Here is a 15,795-nt window from a genome sequence, read left to right on the forward strand (position 1 = left end):
GCACAGAGGGGCCGCCCCGTCAGCGGCCCCTCTTCCATTTCTCACCCCAACAGCTCCCGCACCACCGGCACCAGCCCCCGAAACGCCTTCCCCCGATGGCTGATCGCGTTCTTCTCCGCCGCCGTCAGTTCCGCGCACGTCCGGGTCTCGCCCTCCGGCTGGAGGATCGGGTCGTAGCCGAAGCCGTTGGTTCCGCTGGGGGCGTGCCGGAGGGCTCCTCGGAGTTGGCCCTCGACCACCCGCTCCGTGCCGTCCGGCAGGGCCAGGGCCGCCGCGCAGGCGAAGTGGGCGCCTCGGTGTTCGTCGGCGATGTCGGAGAGCTGGGCGAGGAGCAGGTCGAGGTTGGCGCGGTCGTCGCCGTGGGTGCCGGACCAGCGGGCGGAGAAGATGCCGGGGGCGCCGCCCAGGACGTCGACGCAGAGGCCGGAGTCGTCGGCGACGGCGGGGAGGCCGGTCGCCCGGGCGAGGGCGTGGGCCTTGAGGAGGGCGTTCTCGGCGAACGTCACGCCCGTCTCCTTGACGTCGGGGACGTCGGGGTAGGCGTCGGCGCCGACCAGTTCGTGGGGCAGTCCGGCCTCGGCGAGGATCGCCCGGAGTTCGGCGATTTTGCCGGCGTTGCGGGTGGCGAGGATCAGGCGGGTCATGGGCCCCAGTATTACGGGGGCTACGGCTGCGGGGTCACGGGGTGGAGGTCGGCGGGATCACGGGGTGGAGGGGGTACAGGGCGGTGGGTTACAAACCCGAGGGGTACGGGGCGGAGGAGGTACGGGCGGAGGGCAGCGGAGTCCGGAGCCGAGGGCGGCGAGTTCGTGAACGTCACGGCGCCGACGGCGTCGTCCTCACCTCGCCGAGCCGCCGCCCCGCATGCCCGCCCCCACGCCCCGCCACCCTGTACGCCCCGAACGCCCGTGCCCCGTACGCCCCGTAGCCCCGCCAGGAACCGTCCTCACCCCACCGGCCCGCCCCCGCGCGCCCCGCGGAGCCCCGTACTCACCCGGCCCCCGCCCCCCGTACTCAAGAGCCACCCCTCACGGCGTGCAGACCTTCGTCAGTTCGCCCGCCGCGTCCGTCAGGGGGCTGAGGTCGGGTGTCTTGTCGCCGCTGTCCACCGCCTTGCGGACGTTCGTGACCGCCTCTCGGAGGCTGTCGACCGCCTTGTTGACGTCCGTGTCGTCGGTCTTGTCGCCGAGGCTGTTGAGGTCCTTGTCGATGCTGGCGAGGGATTCGTCCAGCTGGGTGGGGTTGGTGGCAGCGTTCTCCACCGCCTGCTGGAGGTCGGTGACGCTGTCGGCGACGGTCTCGGCGGTCTGGACGCAGTCGAGCGCCTTGTTGACGGCGTCGCAGCCGGTGGTGGTGAACCCCATGGTGAGGGCGACCGCAGCGGTGGCTGCGGCGATGGCGGTTCGACGACCTCGGCGTCGGCGGAGCGCGGCCATGCGGTGGTTCCTCCCGTTCGACAGGCCCCGACTCTCGCCGCGAGGCCCCCGTCCCCAAGGCTTCCGGTCGGAAGCCTCCTCTGTACTGCCCAAGACGCGAGGAAAAGCGGCACAGTTGCTCCACCGTACCGCTTTCCTTGGTTTTTTCTTTACCTTTCCAGGGCCTGCTCCAGCGCGGCCTTCTGGAGCGCCGTGAGGTCCGCGCAGCCGGAAACGGCCAGGTCCAGCAGGGAGTTGAGCTCGTCGCGGGCGAACGGCTCGGCCTCGGCGGTGCCCTGGACCTCGACGAAGCGGCCGTCGCCGGTGCAGACGACGTTCATGTCGGTCTCGGCGCGGACGTCCTCCTCGTAGCAGAGGTCGAGGAGCGGGACGCCGCCGACGATGCCGACGGAGACGGCGGAGACGGTGCCGATGAGGGGCCGGCGGCCCGCCTTGATCAGCTTGCGGCCCTGCGCCCAGCCGATCGCGTCGGCGAGGGCGACGTACGCGCCGGTGATAGCGGCCGTGCGGGTGCCGCCGTCCGCCTGGAGGACGTCGCAGTCGAGGACGATCGTGTTCTCGCCGAGCGCCTTGTAGTCGATGACGGCGCGCAGCGAGCGGCCGATGAGGCGGCTGATCTCGTGCGTGCGTCCGCCGATCTTGCCGCGGACGGACTCGCGGTCGCCGCGGCTGTTGGTGGCACGGGGGAGCATGGAGTACTCGGCGGTGACCCAGCCCTCGCCGCTGCCCTTGCGCCAGCGGGGGACGCCTTCGGTGACGGAGGCCGTGCAGAAGACCTTCGTGTCGCCGAAGGAGACGAGGACGGAGCCCTCGGCGTGCTTGCTCCAGCCGCGTTCCAGGGTGACCGGGCGGAGCTGTTCAGGGGTGCGGCCGTCGATTCGAGACATGGTGACGAGCCTATCCGTACGGGCGAAAGGGGCTGCTCCCGCCGTGGGAGTAGCCCCTCAGAGGTAGATCTCCGGTAGCCCCCGGAGCTCTAGTACCCCCGGCTCACATCATGTCCTCGATCTCGCCCGCGATCGGGTCCGCGTCGGTGCCGATGACGACCTGTACGGCCGTCCCCATCTTGACGACGCCGTGCGCGCCGGCGGCCTTGAGGGCGGCCTCGTCGACCAGGTCGGGGTTGATCACCTCGGTGCGCAGCCGGGTGATGCAGCCCTCGACCTCCTCGATGTTCTCGATCCCTCCGAGCCCGGCGACGATCTTCTCTGCCTTGGTGGCCATGTCGGTCTCCTCATGCACAGTTGGCCCAACTTCGCGAGCGATTGCGCCGTGTGTACCGAAAGATGGCGTCACAGCTTCCCAATCGTCGAGAACTGGTCTACACCACCTGACAGGCGGTCGCCAATCCATGAGTGCCGACAGTGCAGTGAGCCCGGCCCGTGCCCGCTGGGGCGCGGTGTTCCAGGGCTTGCAGAAGATGGGCCGCAGCCTCCAGTTGCCGATCGCCGTGCTGCCGGCCGCCGGAATCCTCAACCGGCTGGGCCAGCCGGACGTGTTCGGGGACGACGGGCTGGGCTGGACGAACGTCTCGAAGGTGATGGCGAGCGCGGGCGGCGCGCTGCTCAACGCGGATCTGGGGCTGCCGCTGCTGTTCTGCGTGGGCGTCGCGATCGGCATGGCGAAGAAGGCGGACGGGTCGACGGCGCTGGCGGCGGTCGTCGGGTTCCTCGTCTACCACAACGTGCTGCACGCGTTTCCGAAGGACTGCGCCGCGGGGGCGAAGGCGGTCCCCGACATCGGCTGCCAGGCGGCGGACGGCAGCGTGAGCGCGTTCACCTTCCAGAACCCCGGGGTGTTCGGCGGGATCGTGATGGGGCTGCTGGCGGCGTTCTTCTGGCAGCGGTACCACCGGACGAAGCTGGTGGACTGGCTGGGGTTCTTCAACGGCCGGCGGCTCGTCCCGATCATCATGGCGTTCGTCGCCATCGCGGTCTCCGCGCTGTGCCTGTGGGTCTGGCCGCCGATCGGTGACGGTCTGGAGAACTTCAGCGACTGGCTCAACGGGCTGGGCGCGTGGGGCGCCGGGGTCTTCGGGATCGCCAACAGGGCTCTGCTGGTGGTGGGGTTGCACCAGTTCCTGAACGTGCCGATCTGGTTCCAGTTCGGTTCGTACACGAAGCCGGACGGCACGGTCGTGCACGGCGACATCAACATGTTCCTCCAAGGGGACCCGCACGCGGGGCTGTTCACGTCCGGGTTCTTCCCCATCATGATGTTCGCCCTGCCTGCGGCGGCACTTGCGATCGCACACACGGCAAGACCCGGGCGCCGCAAGGAGGTCGGCGGTCTGATGCTGTCGGTGGCGCTCACCTCGTTCGTCACCGGCATCACCGAGCCGATCGAGTACTCGTTCCTGTTCATCGCGCCGGCCCTGTACGCCGTGCACGCGGTGCTGACCGGCGTCTCGATGGCGGTGACGTGGGGGCTCGGGGTGCATGACGGGTTCAGTTTCTCGGCGGGTCTCATCGACTACGTCATCAACTGGAACCTCGCGACGAGACCGTGGGCGATCATCCCGATCGGGCTCTGCTTCGCCGTCGTCTACTACGCGGTGTTCCGGTTCGCGATCGTCCGGTTCGATCTGAAGACGCCGGGGCGGGAGCCGGAGGAGGAGCGGGAGGACGTCACCAAAGCGTGACCGCGGGCGTCTTCACAGGGGACTTACCTCACCCACTCCCCCGTGCTACAAAAGGTCTACACCACTGACTGGTGTAGACCTTTTCGCCGTCCCCAGCACCCTTGAGGAATCCGTCTATGAGCACGGCCGGCACCGCTCCCGCGGCAGAGAAACAAGTCTCCCGAGGCACGGCCGTGATGGCCGTCATGCAGCGCATCGGCCGCAGCCTGATGCTGCCGGTGGCGGTGCTGCCCGCCGCCGCACTGCTGGTGCGCCTCGGCAACACCGACATGCTCGGCAGCCCGGACTTCCCCGGCTTCCTGACGAAGATCGCCTCCTTCATGGCGGCCGGCGGCGGCGCGATCCTCGACAACATGGCGCTGCTGTTCGCGGTCGGCGTCGCGATCGGGTTCGCGAAGAAGTCGGACGGCTCGACGGCGCTCGCGGCGGTCACCGGCTACCTCGTCTTCAAGAACGTGCTCGGCACGTTCACCGACAAGAACCTGCCGAAGGTCGCGACGGCCGTCGACGGCAAGGTCGTGATGGTGGACGCGCCCGTCGACGCGAAGGTGCTCGGCGGGGTCGTGATGGGGCTCGTCGTCGCGCTGCTCTACCAGCGCTTCCACCGCACCAAACTCCCGGACTGGGCAGGGTTCTTCGGCGGCCGGCGGCTCGTCCCGATCCTCTCCGCGTTCGCCGGTCTGCTGATCGGGATCGTCTTCGGTTACATATGGCCGGTGTTGGGCACGGGGCTGCACAACTTCGGTGAGTGGCTGGTGGGTTCGGGCGCGGTCGGGGCCGGGATCTTCGGTGTGATGAACCGGGCGCTGATCCCGATCGGCATGCACCACCTCCTCAACTCGTTCCCGTGGTTCCAGGCGGGCGAGTACCACGGCAAGAGCGGTGACATCGCGCGCTTCCTCGCCGGGGACCCGAGCGCCGGGCAGTTCATGACCGGGTTCTTCCCGATCATGATGTTCGCCCTGCCGGCCGCGTGCCTGGCGATCGTGCACTGCGCCCGCCCCGAGCGGCGCAAGGCCGTCGGCGGCATGATGTTCTCGCTCGCGCTGACCTCGTTCATCACGGGCGTCACCGAGCCGATCGAGTTCACGTTCATGTTCATCGCGCCGCTCCTGTTCGCGATCCACGCGCTGCTCACCGGCGTCTCCATGGCGCTGACCTGGGCGCTCGGCATGAAGGACGGCTTCGGCTTCTCGGCGGGCGTGATCGACTTCGGCCTCAACATCGGGATCGCGACGAACCCGTGGGGGCTGGTCCTGGTGGGCCTGTGCTTCGGCGCCCTCTACTACGTCATCTTCCGCTTCGCGATCACGAGGTGGAACCTGCCGACACCGGGGCGCGAGCCGGAGGGCGAGGACCTGACCAAGGGGTAGTACCTGAGAGGGACAAGAAAGCACCCGGCGCCCTGAACTGCGCCGGGTGCTTCTCTCATCCCTCAGATCTCGTACGACGCCCTCGCCGCCGCCAGTTCCACCGGGCCGTCGTACATCGCGCGGGCGTCGGCCAGGTTGACCCGGGGGTCGGTCCACGGGGGGATGTGGGTGAGGACGAGGCGGCGGACGCCCGCCCTGGTGGCCGTCTCACCCGCCTCCCGGCCGTTGAGGTGCAGGTCGGGGATGTTCTCCTTGCCGTGCGTGAAGGCGGCCTCGCACAGGAACAGGTCGGCGTCCCGGGCGAGTTCGTCGAGCACGGGCGTGACACCGGTGTCGCCGGAGTAGGCGAGCGCCTTGCCCCCGTGCTCCACGCGGATGCCGTACGCCTCGACCGGGTGGGCGACGCGTTCGGTGTGGACCGTGAAGGGGCCGATGTCGAAGGTGGACGGCTTGACCGTGTGGAAGTCGAAGACCTCGCTCATCGAGGACGCCGACGGCGTGTCCGCGTACGCCGTGGTCAGCCGGTGTTCGGTGCCTTCGGGGCCGTAGACCGGGATGGGGTCGCAACGGCCGCCGTCGTGGCGGTAGTAGCGGGCCACGAAGTAGGCGCACATGTCGATGCAGTGGTCGGCGTGCAGATGGGTCAGGAAGATCGCGTCGAGGTCGTAGAGACCGCAGTGGCGCTGCAACTCGCCCAGGGCGCCGTTGCCCATGTCGAGAAGCAGCCGGAAGCCGTCGGCCTCGACGAGGTAGCTCGAACAGGCCGAATCCGCGGACGGGAACGACCCCGAGCAGCCGACGACGGTGAGCTTCATAATGCAGAAACCTCCGCTGGCGGGAACCGAAGGGGACACCGGCGGTCACCGATGGCGCCGGGGGTCCGGATGCCACCGGCACTGCCGGGGATGGCCGGCGCCGCCGGGCCTCGCGAAGGAACCGGAAGGCCGGGAGTGCCGGTGGACCGGGCCCGAAGAGTGCGTGGGAACGGGCGTCGGGGGTCGTGCGGTCCGTAGAGCGTAAGGCGCAAAACCCCCCTTCGCGCCGTTGCCAGGGGCCGTTGTGGGGGAACTCACCTGCGGTGTCACCGGTTCGGCTGGAAGTGGGGCGTGTGGGGATCGCGAGAGGGCGCGCGGTGACCGGCGCGCGCCGGTAACGTCGTCCTCATGGACACGTCCTGGTGGCTGGCGCTCGCGGCGGTGGTGCTGCTCGCGCTGGTCGCCACGCTCGTCGACGGCTGGGGCCGGTCGGGCAGACCGCCGCGGCGTACGGCGCGCGGGCGGACGGACGCCGATCCGCGGCCGGCGGAGATCTGGTGGGCGGACGGTCACCGCTGTCTGGTGCTGACCGTGCACGCGGGGTACGTCACCGTCGCGCGGATCAGCGGGAAGTTCCGCGACGAGCGGTCCGGGGTGATCCCGCTGCCGCCCGGGGCGGTGGGGGACGCGCGGGGGCGGCCGAGTTTCCTGGAGACCGACGAGTTGCTGGAGGTCCCCGTGGGGGAGCTGCGGGAGCGGGTCGGGGTGGTGGACCCGGCCCTGTGGGACCAGGTCCGTCACCTGACCTGAGGTACTACGGGTACTACGCCCAGAGCTGGCCTTGCAGCGTCTTGATCGCTTCCTCCGTGGTCGCCGCGGTGTACACCCCCGTGGAGAGGTACTTCCAGCCGCCGTCCGCGACGACGAAGACGATGTCGGCGGACTCCCCCGCCGCCACGGCCTTGCGGCCGACGCCGATCGCCGCGTGCAGGGCCGCGCCGGTGGAGACGCCCGCGAAGATGCCCTCCTGCTGGAGGAGTTCACGGGTCCGGGTGACCGCGTCGGCGGAGCCCACGGAGAACCGGGTGGTGAGGACGGAGGCGTCGTACAACTCGGGGACGAAGCCCTCGTCCAGGTTGCGCAGGCCGTACACGAGGTCGTCGTAGCGCGGCTCGGCGGCGACGATCCTGACGTCCGGCTTGTGCTCGCGGAGGTAGCGGCCGACCCCCATCAGGGTTCCCGTAGTACCCAGACCGGCGACGAAGTGGGTCACCGAGGGGAGGTCCGTGAGGATCTCGGGGCCGGTGGTCGCGTAGTGGGCGCCCGCGTTGTCGGGGTTCCCGTACTGGTACAGCATCACCCAGTCGGGGTGCTCGGCGGCGAGTTCCTTCGCCACGCGTACGGCGGTGTTGGAGCCGCCCGCCGCCGGGGAGGGGATGATCTCGGCGCCCCACATCGCGAGCAGCTCGCGGCGTTCCTGGGAGGTGTTCTCGGGCATCACGCAGACCATGCGGTAGCCCTTGAGCTTGGCCGCCATGGCGAGCGAGATGCCGGTGTTGCCGCTGGTCGGCTCCAGGATCGTGCAGCCCGGGGTGAGCCGGCCGGCCTTCTCCGCCTGCTCGATCATGTGCAGCGCGGGGCGGTCCTTGACGGAGCCGGTGGGGTTGCGGTCCTCCAGCTTGGCCCAGATCGAGACCTCGGGGGACGGCGACAGCCGCGGCAGGCGCACCAAGGGGGTGTTGCCCACCGCGGCCAGCGGGGAGTCGTAGCGCATACCGGTATCAGGCCATGCCGCCGGCGACGGCCGGCAGGATCGTCACCGTGTCGCCGTCGGTCAGCTTGGTGTTGATGCCGTCCACGAAGCGGACGTCCTCGTCGTTGAGGTAGACGTTGACGAAGCGGCGCAGCTTGCCGTCGTCCACGATGCGGGCCTGGATGCCCGAGTGCCGCGTCTCCAGGTCGGAGAACAGGTCGGCGAGGGTCTCCCCGGCGCCCTCGACGGCCTTCGCGCCGTCGGTGTACTGGCGGAGGATGGTGGGGATGCGGACCTCGATGGCCATGGCTCAGGGCTCCTGTCGGAAGGTGGGCGGCGCAGGGACGTGCGAGTGGGCGCCGAGGCCCTGGGGGGGGCGTACGGCGCGGGCAGGGCCGGCGTCAACAGATGGCGGCGGCGCACCTGCACAGGTCGACGTGCAGCCGCGCCACGAGCAGCTCGCCCGGCGTCCTCGTGCTCACGTCGTTCACAACCATGGGCTCATCGTATCGATTCCCGTCCCGCCTTCCGGAAGACGCTTCCACATGCCGGACGGATTGCGACCACTACCTGAGATGTACGGGCTTCCCCGGCATACCTGAGATGTACGGGGCTCCCCCGTCGTACCTGAGGGGTACGGGGCTCCCCTAGGCCGACTCCCGTACCACCAGCCGCGTAGGCACCACCACCGACCCGGCGGTCCGCCCCTCGTACACCGCCCCGCACAGCAGCTCGGCCATCAGCCGGCCCATCCCCTCGACGTCCTGGTGGACGGTGGTCAGGGGCGGGTCGGTGGCCTCGGCGATCCGGGTGAGGTCGTCGAAGCCGACGACGGCGACGTCCTCGGGGACGCGGCGGCCCCGTTCGCGCAGGGTCTGGAGGGCGCCGGCGGCCATCAGGTCGGAGGCGGCGAAGACGGCGTCGAGGTCGGGGCGCCGGTCGAGGAGGGCGTGCATCGCGCGGGCGGCGCCGTCGCGGGTGTAGTCCGCGCGTTCCGTGAGGGCGGGGTCGGCGTCCGGCAGGACGTCGTGGTAGCCCGCGAGGCGGTCGTCGGCGGAGGGCTCCTGGTCGTAGGGGCCGGTGACGGTGGCGACGCGGGTGCGGCCGAGCGCGGCGAGATGGGCCACGGCCTGCCGGGCGCCGCCGCGGTTGTCGCAGTCGACGTGGACGTACGGGGTGTCGTCGGCGCCCGCGCGGGAACGGCCGCCGAAGACGGCGGGCAGGCCGGTGCGGGCGATGAGCGCGCCGAGGTGGTCGTCGGGGCGCAGGGAGAACAGGACCGCGCCGTCGACGTGGCCGCCGCCGAGGTAGTCGGCGACGCGCGCGTGGTCGTCGGGTTCGTCGAGGAAGAGCAGGACGGCCTGGGCGCCGTGCCGGGCGAGTTCGCGGCGCACCCCGCGCAGGAGGCAGTCGAAGAACGGGTCCATGAACAGGCGGTCCTGGGGCTGCGTCGCCACCACGGCGACGGCTCCCGTGCGCCGGGTGACGAGCTGGCGGGCGGCCTGGTTCGGGACGTATCCGAGGTCCGCGATCACCTCGCGGACCCGTTCGATCACCTCGGCGCGGACCTTCGGCGCACCGTTGAGGACTCTCGACACCGTGGTCCTGGAGACTCCGGCCCGGCGTGCTACGTCCTCGATCGTGGGGCGCCTTGCTTGCGTCAACACCGTCTCCGTCAGGGTGAGTTGGGTTGCGTACGACTCAACTCGGGCCGTACGGAGTCAGTATGCCGCGACGACCGTGACGTCCTCCTCGGTGATCTCGCCGTCGACGATGCGGAACGAGCGGAACTGGAAAGGCCCGTTGCCGTCGGTGTCGGCGGTGGAGACGAGGACGTAGTGGGCGCCGGGTTCGCCCGCGTAGGAGACGTCCGTGCGGGAGGGGTACGCCTCGGTGGCGGTGTGGGAGTGGTAGATGACGACGGGTTCCTCGTCGCGGTCGTCCATCTCGCGGTACAGCTTCAGCAGGTCGCCGGAGTCGAACTCGTAGAACGTCTGCGACATCGCGGCGTTCAGCATCGGGATGAACCGCTCCGGGCGGTCCGAGCCCGCCGGGCCCGCGACGACTCCGCACGCCTCGTCGGGGTGGTCCTTGCGGGCGTGGGCGACGATCTCGTCGTGCAGGGCCTGGGTGATGGTCAGCATGGTCGCCAGGATAAGCAGCGGGACGGATAGAGGCCCCGTAGTACCGAGGGGTGGTACTACGGGGCCCCTTGAGGCGTACGACCTGGGGGTTACCCCACCTGAGGGTTACCCCGCCTGGGGGTCACCCCACCTTGTCGTACGCCTCCCGGCCGTCGCGCCGGGTGACCTCGGGGCTCGCCTTCTTCAGGACGGCCCAGCCGACGGCCAGCGCGGCGACCCAGCCGGCCATCACGAGCAGGCAGATCCGCGCGTCGGCGTCGTACGCGATGATCCCCGTCACGAACAGCAGGAAGACGATGGCGATCCAGCTGCACACCGAGCCGCCCGGGGCCGGGAACGAGGAGGCGGGCAGGCGGCCCGCGTCCACGGCCCGGCGGTACAGGACATGGCTGATCAGGATCATCAGCCAGGTCCAGATGCCGGCGGCGGTCGCGACGGAGGTGACGTACCCGAACGCCTTCTCCGGGACGACGTAGTTGAGGACGACGCCGATGCCCATGAAGAGGACGGAGACGGTGATGCCGAAGGCCGGGGTCTTGGTGGACGACAGCTTCTTGAAGACGGCCGGGGCCTCGCCGTTCTCCGCGAGGTTACGCAGCATGCGACCCGTGGAGTACATACCCGAGTTGCAGGAGGACAGGGCGGCCGTGAGGACCACGAAGTTGACGATGGCGGCGCCCGCCGGGATGCCGATCTTCGCGAACGCCTCGACGAACGGCGAGACCCCGGGCTGGAACTCGGTCCACTTGACGATGCAGAGGATCACGGTGAGCGCGCCGACGTAGAACAGCGCGATCCGCCAGGGCAGCGTGTTGATCGCCTTGGGCAGGGTCTTCTCGGGGTTCTCGGACTCGCCCGCGGTGACGCCGACCAGCTCGACGGCGAGGTAGGCGAACATGACGCCCTGGAGGGTCATCAGGGAGGAGCCGACGCCCTTGGGGAAGAAGCCGTCGAAGGCCCAGAGGTTGGAGACGGCGGCGGTGTCGCCCGCGCTGCTGAACCCGAAGGTGATCACGCCGAGGCCGATGACGATCATGCCGATCAGGGCGGTGACCTTGACCATCGAGAACCAGAACTCCAGCTCGCCGAAGAGCTTCACGGAGATCAGGTTGACGCCGAAGAGGATCACCAGGAACACCAGCGCCGTCACCCATTGGGGGATGCCGGGGAACCAGTAGTTGACGTAGATCGCGGCGGCGGTCAGCTCGGCCATGCCGGTGACCACCCACATCAGCCAGTACGTCCAGGCGGTGAGGTAGCCGAAGAACGGGCCGAGGAACTCCCGGGAGTACTCCGCGAAGGAGCCCGAGACGGGGCGGTAGAGCAGCAGCTCGCCCAGTGCCCGCATGATGAAGAAGATGATCACACCGGCGAGGGCGTACATCAGGATGAGGCTGGGGCCGGCCTTGGCGATGTTGGCCCCGGCGCCGAGGAAGAGGCCGACGCCGATGGCGCCGCCGATGGCGATCATCTGCACCTGCCGGCTGCCGAGCCCGCGCTCGTAGCCCTCCTCGGGTGCTTTGTCCGTGCCGCCGTTCTCTGTGTCGACCTGAGCGGAGGTCATGTGTGTGGTGCGCCTTTCTCCATGCCGATCCGGGCCTCTCGTCGACCACGGATCGGGTTGCGATCCCCCCGGAACTGCTGGAGCGGGCCCCCTAGGGGATACCTCTGGGGTACCTGGGAGTGCCCTTGCCTGGCCGGCGATCGACCGGCTCGGTGGCGCACCCGGCGGCGCATACGGATGGTGCTCTCGCCGGGCGGTCGTGAAGATTTATCACGACTGCAATATCAATTGCCCGGGCGAGATGTGGCGCACCACACAGGAAGAAGCGGACGAACAGCTCATCGGCCAGCCAAAACCGGCTGAACCGGTGACGGGATCGTTATCCCGATTTGAGCGCCGTCTGAGCAAGTGCAAACGGCGAAGGATCAGGGCATCAGGGTGCCGACGAGGGTCTCCTGGAGACCTCCGAGCCACAGGTATGCCATGACCATGGGCTTACGGGGGTCGTCGTCCGGGAGGTGGTAGAGGACGTCGGTGTCGTCCTCGGCGGTGATGTCGAGGCGGGAGCCGATCGCGAGGCGCAGGTCGTTGAGGGCGCCGAGCCAGGTGCGGGAGTCGTCGGTCGACAGCTGGAGGACGGCGCCGCCGACGCCTTCGGAGTCCAGCTCGTCCAGGGAGCGGATCACCGCGAGGGCGTTCGCACGCTTGCCGGCCCGCAGGTCGTTCTCGGTGAAACGGCGGAACTCCGCGGAGTGCGCCCGCTGTTCGTCCTTCTGACGGGGGGTCGCCTCGGGATCGGTGTAGGCGTCCGGGAAGAGGCGCAGCAGCACCGGGTCGGACGGCGGTTCGCTCGGGCCCTCGGCGAAGAGTTCGGCGAGCGGGTCGGCGGAGGCGTCCTCGGCGGGCCCGGGGCCGATCAGCTCCAGGAGCTGGACCGCCAGCGAGCGGATGATCGAGATCTCGACGTCGTCGAGCGCGACGGCCGCGCCGCCGCCGGGGAGCGGTTCGAAGATGCCTGGCATGAGGTCTTTTCGCAGAGCTGGCGGGGACAGGGGTACTACCTCGGAGGGGCTACCTCCGGAGAGTCACTACTTGCGGTCCTGCTGGAGCGTCGCCCACAGCCCGTACCCGTGCATCGCCTGCACGTCCCGCTCCATCTCCTCGCGGGTGCCGTTGGAGACGACCGCGCGGCCCTTGTGATGGACGTCGAGCATGAGCTTGGTGGCCTTGTCCTTGCTGTAGCCGAAGTACGTCTGGAAGACGTACGCGACGTAGCTCATGAGGTTGACCGGGTCGTTGTGCACGATCGTGATCCAGGGGACGTCGGGCTCCGCCACGGCGAAGACCTCCTCCACCGTCTCGGTGCGTTCGATCTCTGCGGGAGCGGGTGACGTCACACGCCCCATGCTGCCACGCGACCCAGAAATCGTCACACTGACGAAATGGGAGTACGATCCGCTGCATGAACCCTGCGGACCTTGGGCTGCCGGTCGACGTCCCGTCCACGGCGCTCTTCACCGACCAGTACGAACTGACGATGCTGCGGGCCGCCCTGAAGGCGGGTACCGCCGAACGGCGCAGCGTGTTCGAGGTCTTCACCCGGCGCCTCCCGGAAGGCCGCCGCTACGGCGTCGTCGCCGGTACCGGCCGGGTGCTGGACGCGGTCGAGAACTTCCGTTTCGACGCCGGGGTGATCGGCTTCCTGCGGGAGCGGAGCATCGTCGACGACGAGACGCTGGACTGGCTGGCGGCGTATCGCTTCTCCGGGGACATCTGGGGGTACCCCGAGGGTCAGGTGTACTTCCCTGGCTCTCCGGTACTACGGGTCGAGGGCTCGTTCGCGGAGTGCGTGCTGCTGGAGACGGTGATCCTCTCCATCCTCAACCACGACTCCGCGATCGCCGCCGCCGCGTCCCGGATGTCCTCGGCGGCGGGCGAGCGCCCGCTGATCGAGATGGGCGCGCGCCGTACGCACGAGCTGGCCGCCGTCGCCGCCGCCCGCGCCGCGTACGTCGGCGGTTTCGCCACCACCTCCGACCTCGCCGCCGGTTTCCGGTACGGCATCCCGACCGTCGGCACCAGCGCCCACGCCTTCACCCTGCTGCACGACACCGAGCGCGACGCCTTCCGCGCCCAGATCGACTCCCTCGGCCGGGGTACGACCCTCCTCGTCGACACGTACGACGTCGCCGAGGCCGTCCGTACCGCCGTGGAGGTAGCCGGACCCGAGCTCGGCGCCGTCCGCATCGACTCGGGCGACCTGCTCCTCGTGGCCCATCGCGTACGACAGCAACTGGACGCCCTGGGCGCGACGGATACGCGGATCATCGTCACCTCCGATCTCGACGAGTACGCCATCGCGTCGCTCGCGGCGGCTCCGGTGGACGCGTACGGCGTCGGCACCCAGCTCGTCACGGGGTCGGGGCACCCCACCTGCTCGATGGTCTACAAACTGGTCGCCCGCGCGGAGTCGGCCGATCCGAAGGCGCCCCTGGTGCCCGTGGCCAAGAAGTCCTCCGGGGGGAAGACCTCGCTCGGGGGACGGAAGTGGGCCGCCCGCCGCCTCGACCCCTACGGGATCGCCGAGGCCGAGGTCGTCGGGACCGGGCCCGTGCCCACCGAACTCGCCGATCACCAGCTTCTCGTGGAGCTGGTGAAGGGCGGTGAGGTCGTCGCCCGTGAGCCGCTGGACGTAGTACGTGAGAGGCACATCGCCGTCCGGGCGAAGCTGCCGCTGTCGGCCACGCAGCTCTCCCGAGGGGAACCGGTTCTTCCGACGGAGTACCTCGTGGGGAGGTCGGGTAGTTAGGCCGGTGTGCCGCCCCCGCACGCCGAGGTACTTCCCGTAATACCTCGGTACTCCCGTAGTACCCGTAGTACCGAGGTACCTCCGTAACCGATTTCCCGTGACCGAAGGACACCGACCATGCGCCGCGCACTGATCGTCGTAGACGTGCAGAACGACTTCTGCGAGGGGGGCAGCCTCGCGGTCGCGGGCGGCGCGGACGTCGCCGCCGCGATCACCGAACTCGTCGGGCAGGCCGCCGGCACCGGCTACCGGCACGTCGTCGCCACCCGCGACCACCACATCGCCCCCGGCGGCCACTTCGCCGACGACCCCGACTTCGTCCACTCCTGGCCCGCGCACTGCGTCGCCGGCACCGAAGGGGTCGGTTTCCACCCCAACTTCGCCCCCGCCGTCGCCTCCGGCGCGATCGACGCCGTCTTCGACAAGGGGACGTACTCGGCCGCGTACAGCGGGTTCGAGGGGGCCGACGAGAACGGGGTACCCCTCGCGGAGTGGCTGCGCGAGCGGGGCATCGAGGAGGTCGACGTCGTCGGCATCGCAACGGACCACTGCGTGCGGGCGACCGCGCTGGACTCCGCCCGGGAGGGGTTCCGTACGCAGGTGCTGCTGGATCTGACGGCCGGGGTGGCGAAGGAGACGACCGAGCGGGCGCTGGAAGAGTTGCGGGGGGCGGGGGTGGAGTTGTCGGGGAAGCCGGTGGTTTGAGGGAGGGGTGAGCGGGGCGGGCGGGGTGTGGGGGACGGCGGGGGGCGGTCTGGGTGAGGCCGCCGGCGGGTGAGGGGGCGGCGTAGGGCGTCGCCAGGTGGTGGGGCCGTGTGCGTCTTGTCGGCGCTGTCGGCCCTGTCGGCCCTGTCGGCCTTGTGGGACCGTATGGGCCGGCGTCGGACGAGGCGTGTGCGCCATCGAGGCAATCCCCTTACGCCAGAGGGAAGTTCGGCCGGGCCGTCAGCCGGGCGGTCCCCACCCGCCCTCGGCCGTCCGCCGTGCACCCTCGGCCATGTCCCGCACCCCACCCGCGATTTCCCGTACCCGCCCCTCAAGTCCCCTCCCCCATCAGCCCGTTGCTCCGACCCGGCCCGTTCGGTTTCTCGTGTGGTGTGGCGGGGCAGGATCGGCTCGCATGTCATCCGCATGATCAGGAAGGGGCCGGAGATGCCGCAGCAGGGGACCGTCAAGTGGTTCAACGGGGAGAAGGGGTTCGGGTTCATCTCTCCGGACGACGGCGGCTCGGACGTCTTCGTGCACTACTCCGCGATCGTGGGGACGGGCTTCCGGAACCTGGAGGAGAACCAGCGGGTCGAGTTCGAGACGACGCAGGGCCAGCGGGGTCCGCAGGCCGCTGACGTACGCGGGGTCTGACCCTCCTCCGTACGGGCCCCC

At 69.9% G+C, this 15,795-nt stretch carries 19 protein-coding genes; 6 read left to right on the top strand and 13 right to left on the bottom strand.

Features of this window, described 5'->3' with window-relative positions:
* Nucleotides 1-41 precede the first annotated feature (41 nt).
* From rdgB to ABZX85_RS26330, 4 genes are all read right to left on the bottom strand, one after another.
* Entirely contained in the window at nt 42-644 is a 603-nt protein-coding gene (rdgB, locus tag ABZX85_RS26315; RefSeq protein ID WP_355873236.1) for an RdgB/HAM1 family non-canonical purine NTP pyrophosphatase, read from the bottom strand.
* Nucleotides 645-1,028: 384 nt separating this feature from the next.
* Complete coding sequence (locus ABZX85_RS26320; protein WP_355873238.1) at nt 1,029-1,436, bottom strand: hypothetical protein; 408 nt, start codon at nt 1,434-1,436, stop codon at nt 1,029-1,031.
* A gap of 149 nt (nt 1,437-1,585) precedes the next feature.
* Nucleotides 1,586-2,323, bottom strand: a complete 738-nt coding sequence (rph, locus tag ABZX85_RS26325; RefSeq protein WP_355873240.1) for a ribonuclease PH — start codon at nt 2,321-2,323, stop codon at nt 1,586-1,588.
* Nucleotides 2,324-2,426: 103 nt separating this feature from the next.
* The gene (locus ABZX85_RS26330) at nt 2,427-2,660 is read right to left on the bottom strand and encodes a PTS glucose/sucrose transporter subunit IIB (protein ID WP_355873243.1); all 234 of its coding nucleotides are present in this window, start codon (nt 2,658-2,660) and stop codon (nt 2,427-2,429) included.
* 127 nt (nt 2,661-2,787) lie between these two features.
* Between ABZX85_RS26330 and ABZX85_RS26335 the strand changes: the two genes are divergently transcribed.
* On the top strand, nt 2,788-4,077 hold the full coding sequence (locus ABZX85_RS26335; protein WP_355873246.1) for a PTS transporter subunit EIIC: 1,290 nt from the start codon (nt 2,788-2,790) through the stop codon (nt 4,075-4,077).
* A gap of 116 nt (nt 4,078-4,193) precedes the next feature.
* Nucleotides 4,194-5,450: a PTS transporter subunit EIIC gene (locus ABZX85_RS26340; protein ID WP_355873248.1), complete on the top strand. Its 1,257-nt coding sequence runs from the start codon at nt 4,194-4,196 to the stop codon at nt 5,448-5,450.
* Between the two features lie 62 nt (nt 5,451-5,512).
* Here ABZX85_RS26340 and ABZX85_RS26345 read toward each other — a convergent pair whose 3' ends face one another.
* The gene (locus ABZX85_RS26345; RefSeq protein ID WP_355873251.1) at nt 5,513-6,265 is read right to left on the bottom strand and encodes an MBL fold metallo-hydrolase; all 753 of its coding nucleotides are present in this window, start codon (nt 6,263-6,265) and stop codon (nt 5,513-5,515) included.
* Between the two features lie 348 nt (nt 6,266-6,613).
* Between ABZX85_RS26345 and ABZX85_RS26350 the strand changes: the two genes are divergently transcribed.
* A complete protein-coding gene (locus tag ABZX85_RS26350) occupies nt 6,614-7,015 on the top strand; it encodes a type II toxin-antitoxin system PemK/MazF family toxin (protein WP_355873253.1) in 402 nt (133 codons plus the stop codon).
* A 13-nt stretch (nt 7,016-7,028) separates the two neighbouring features.
* Here the strand turns inward: ABZX85_RS26350 and ABZX85_RS26355 are convergent, their stop codons facing one another.
* The 8 genes from ABZX85_RS26355 to clpS form a co-directional block, all read right to left on the bottom strand.
* Complete coding sequence (locus ABZX85_RS26355; protein WP_355873256.1) at nt 7,029-7,979, bottom strand: cysteine synthase; 951 nt, start codon at nt 7,977-7,979, stop codon at nt 7,029-7,031.
* 7 nt (nt 7,980-7,986) lie between these two features.
* Nucleotides 7,987-8,265, bottom strand: coding sequence for a MoaD/ThiS family protein (locus ABZX85_RS26360; RefSeq protein WP_355873259.1), 279 nt, complete (start codon nt 8,263-8,265; stop codon nt 7,987-7,989).
* Between the two features lie 94 nt (nt 8,266-8,359).
* Complete coding sequence (locus tag ABZX85_RS26365; RefSeq protein WP_355873262.1) at nt 8,360-8,455, bottom strand: putative leader peptide; 96 nt, start codon at nt 8,453-8,455, stop codon at nt 8,360-8,362.
* Between the two features lie 150 nt (nt 8,456-8,605).
* Nucleotides 8,606-9,625 (bottom strand): LacI family DNA-binding transcriptional regulator, encoded by a 1,020-nt coding sequence (locus ABZX85_RS26370; protein WP_355873265.1) that lies wholly within the window; start codon nt 9,623-9,625, stop codon nt 8,606-8,608.
* 54 nt (nt 9,626-9,679) lie between these two features.
* Nucleotides 9,680-10,102 carry a M67 family metallopeptidase gene (locus ABZX85_RS26375; RefSeq protein ID WP_355873268.1) on the bottom strand — a complete coding sequence of 141 codons (423 nt, stop codon included), beginning with the start codon at nt 10,100-10,102 and terminating at the stop codon, nt 9,680-9,682.
* A gap of 121 nt (nt 10,103-10,223) precedes the next feature.
* The gene (locus ABZX85_RS26380) at nt 10,224-11,666 is read right to left on the bottom strand and encodes an amino acid permease (RefSeq protein ID WP_355873270.1); all 1,443 of its coding nucleotides are present in this window, start codon (nt 11,664-11,666) and stop codon (nt 10,224-10,226) included.
* 365 nt (nt 11,667-12,031) lie between these two features.
* Nucleotides 12,032-12,628 (bottom strand): DUF2017 domain-containing protein, encoded by a 597-nt coding sequence (locus ABZX85_RS26385; RefSeq protein WP_355873272.1) that lies wholly within the window; start codon nt 12,626-12,628, stop codon nt 12,032-12,034.
* Nucleotides 12,629-12,694: 66 nt separating this feature from the next.
* Nucleotides 12,695-13,012, bottom strand: coding sequence for an ATP-dependent Clp protease adapter ClpS (gene clpS / locus ABZX85_RS26390; protein WP_355873275.1), 318 nt, complete (start codon nt 13,010-13,012; stop codon nt 12,695-12,697).
* A 56-nt stretch (nt 13,013-13,068) separates the two neighbouring features.
* Between clpS and ABZX85_RS26395 the strand changes: the two genes are divergently transcribed.
* The 3 genes from ABZX85_RS26395 (at nt 13,069) to ABZX85_RS26405 (ending at nt 15,774) form a co-directional block, all read left to right on the top strand.
* Nucleotides 13,069-14,415 carry a nicotinate phosphoribosyltransferase gene (locus ABZX85_RS26395; protein ID WP_355873277.1) on the top strand — a complete coding sequence of 449 codons (1,347 nt, stop codon included), beginning with the start codon at nt 13,069-13,071 and terminating at the stop codon, nt 14,413-14,415.
* Between the two features lie 117 nt (nt 14,416-14,532).
* A complete protein-coding gene (locus tag ABZX85_RS26400; protein ID WP_355873280.1) occupies nt 14,533-15,120 on the top strand; it encodes a nicotinamidase in 588 nt (195 codons plus the stop codon).
* Between the two features lie 447 nt (nt 15,121-15,567).
* Nucleotides 15,568-15,774, top strand: coding sequence for a cold-shock protein (locus ABZX85_RS26405; protein WP_355873282.1), 207 nt, complete (start codon nt 15,568-15,570; stop codon nt 15,772-15,774).
* The last annotated feature ends 21 nt before the right edge of the window (nt 15,775-15,795 follow it).

Source organism: Streptomyces sp. NPDC004539 (genome assembly GCF_040610055.1).
In the GTDB taxonomy this organism is placed as follows: Bacteria; Actinomycetota; Actinomycetes; order Streptomycetales; family Streptomycetaceae; genus Streptomyces.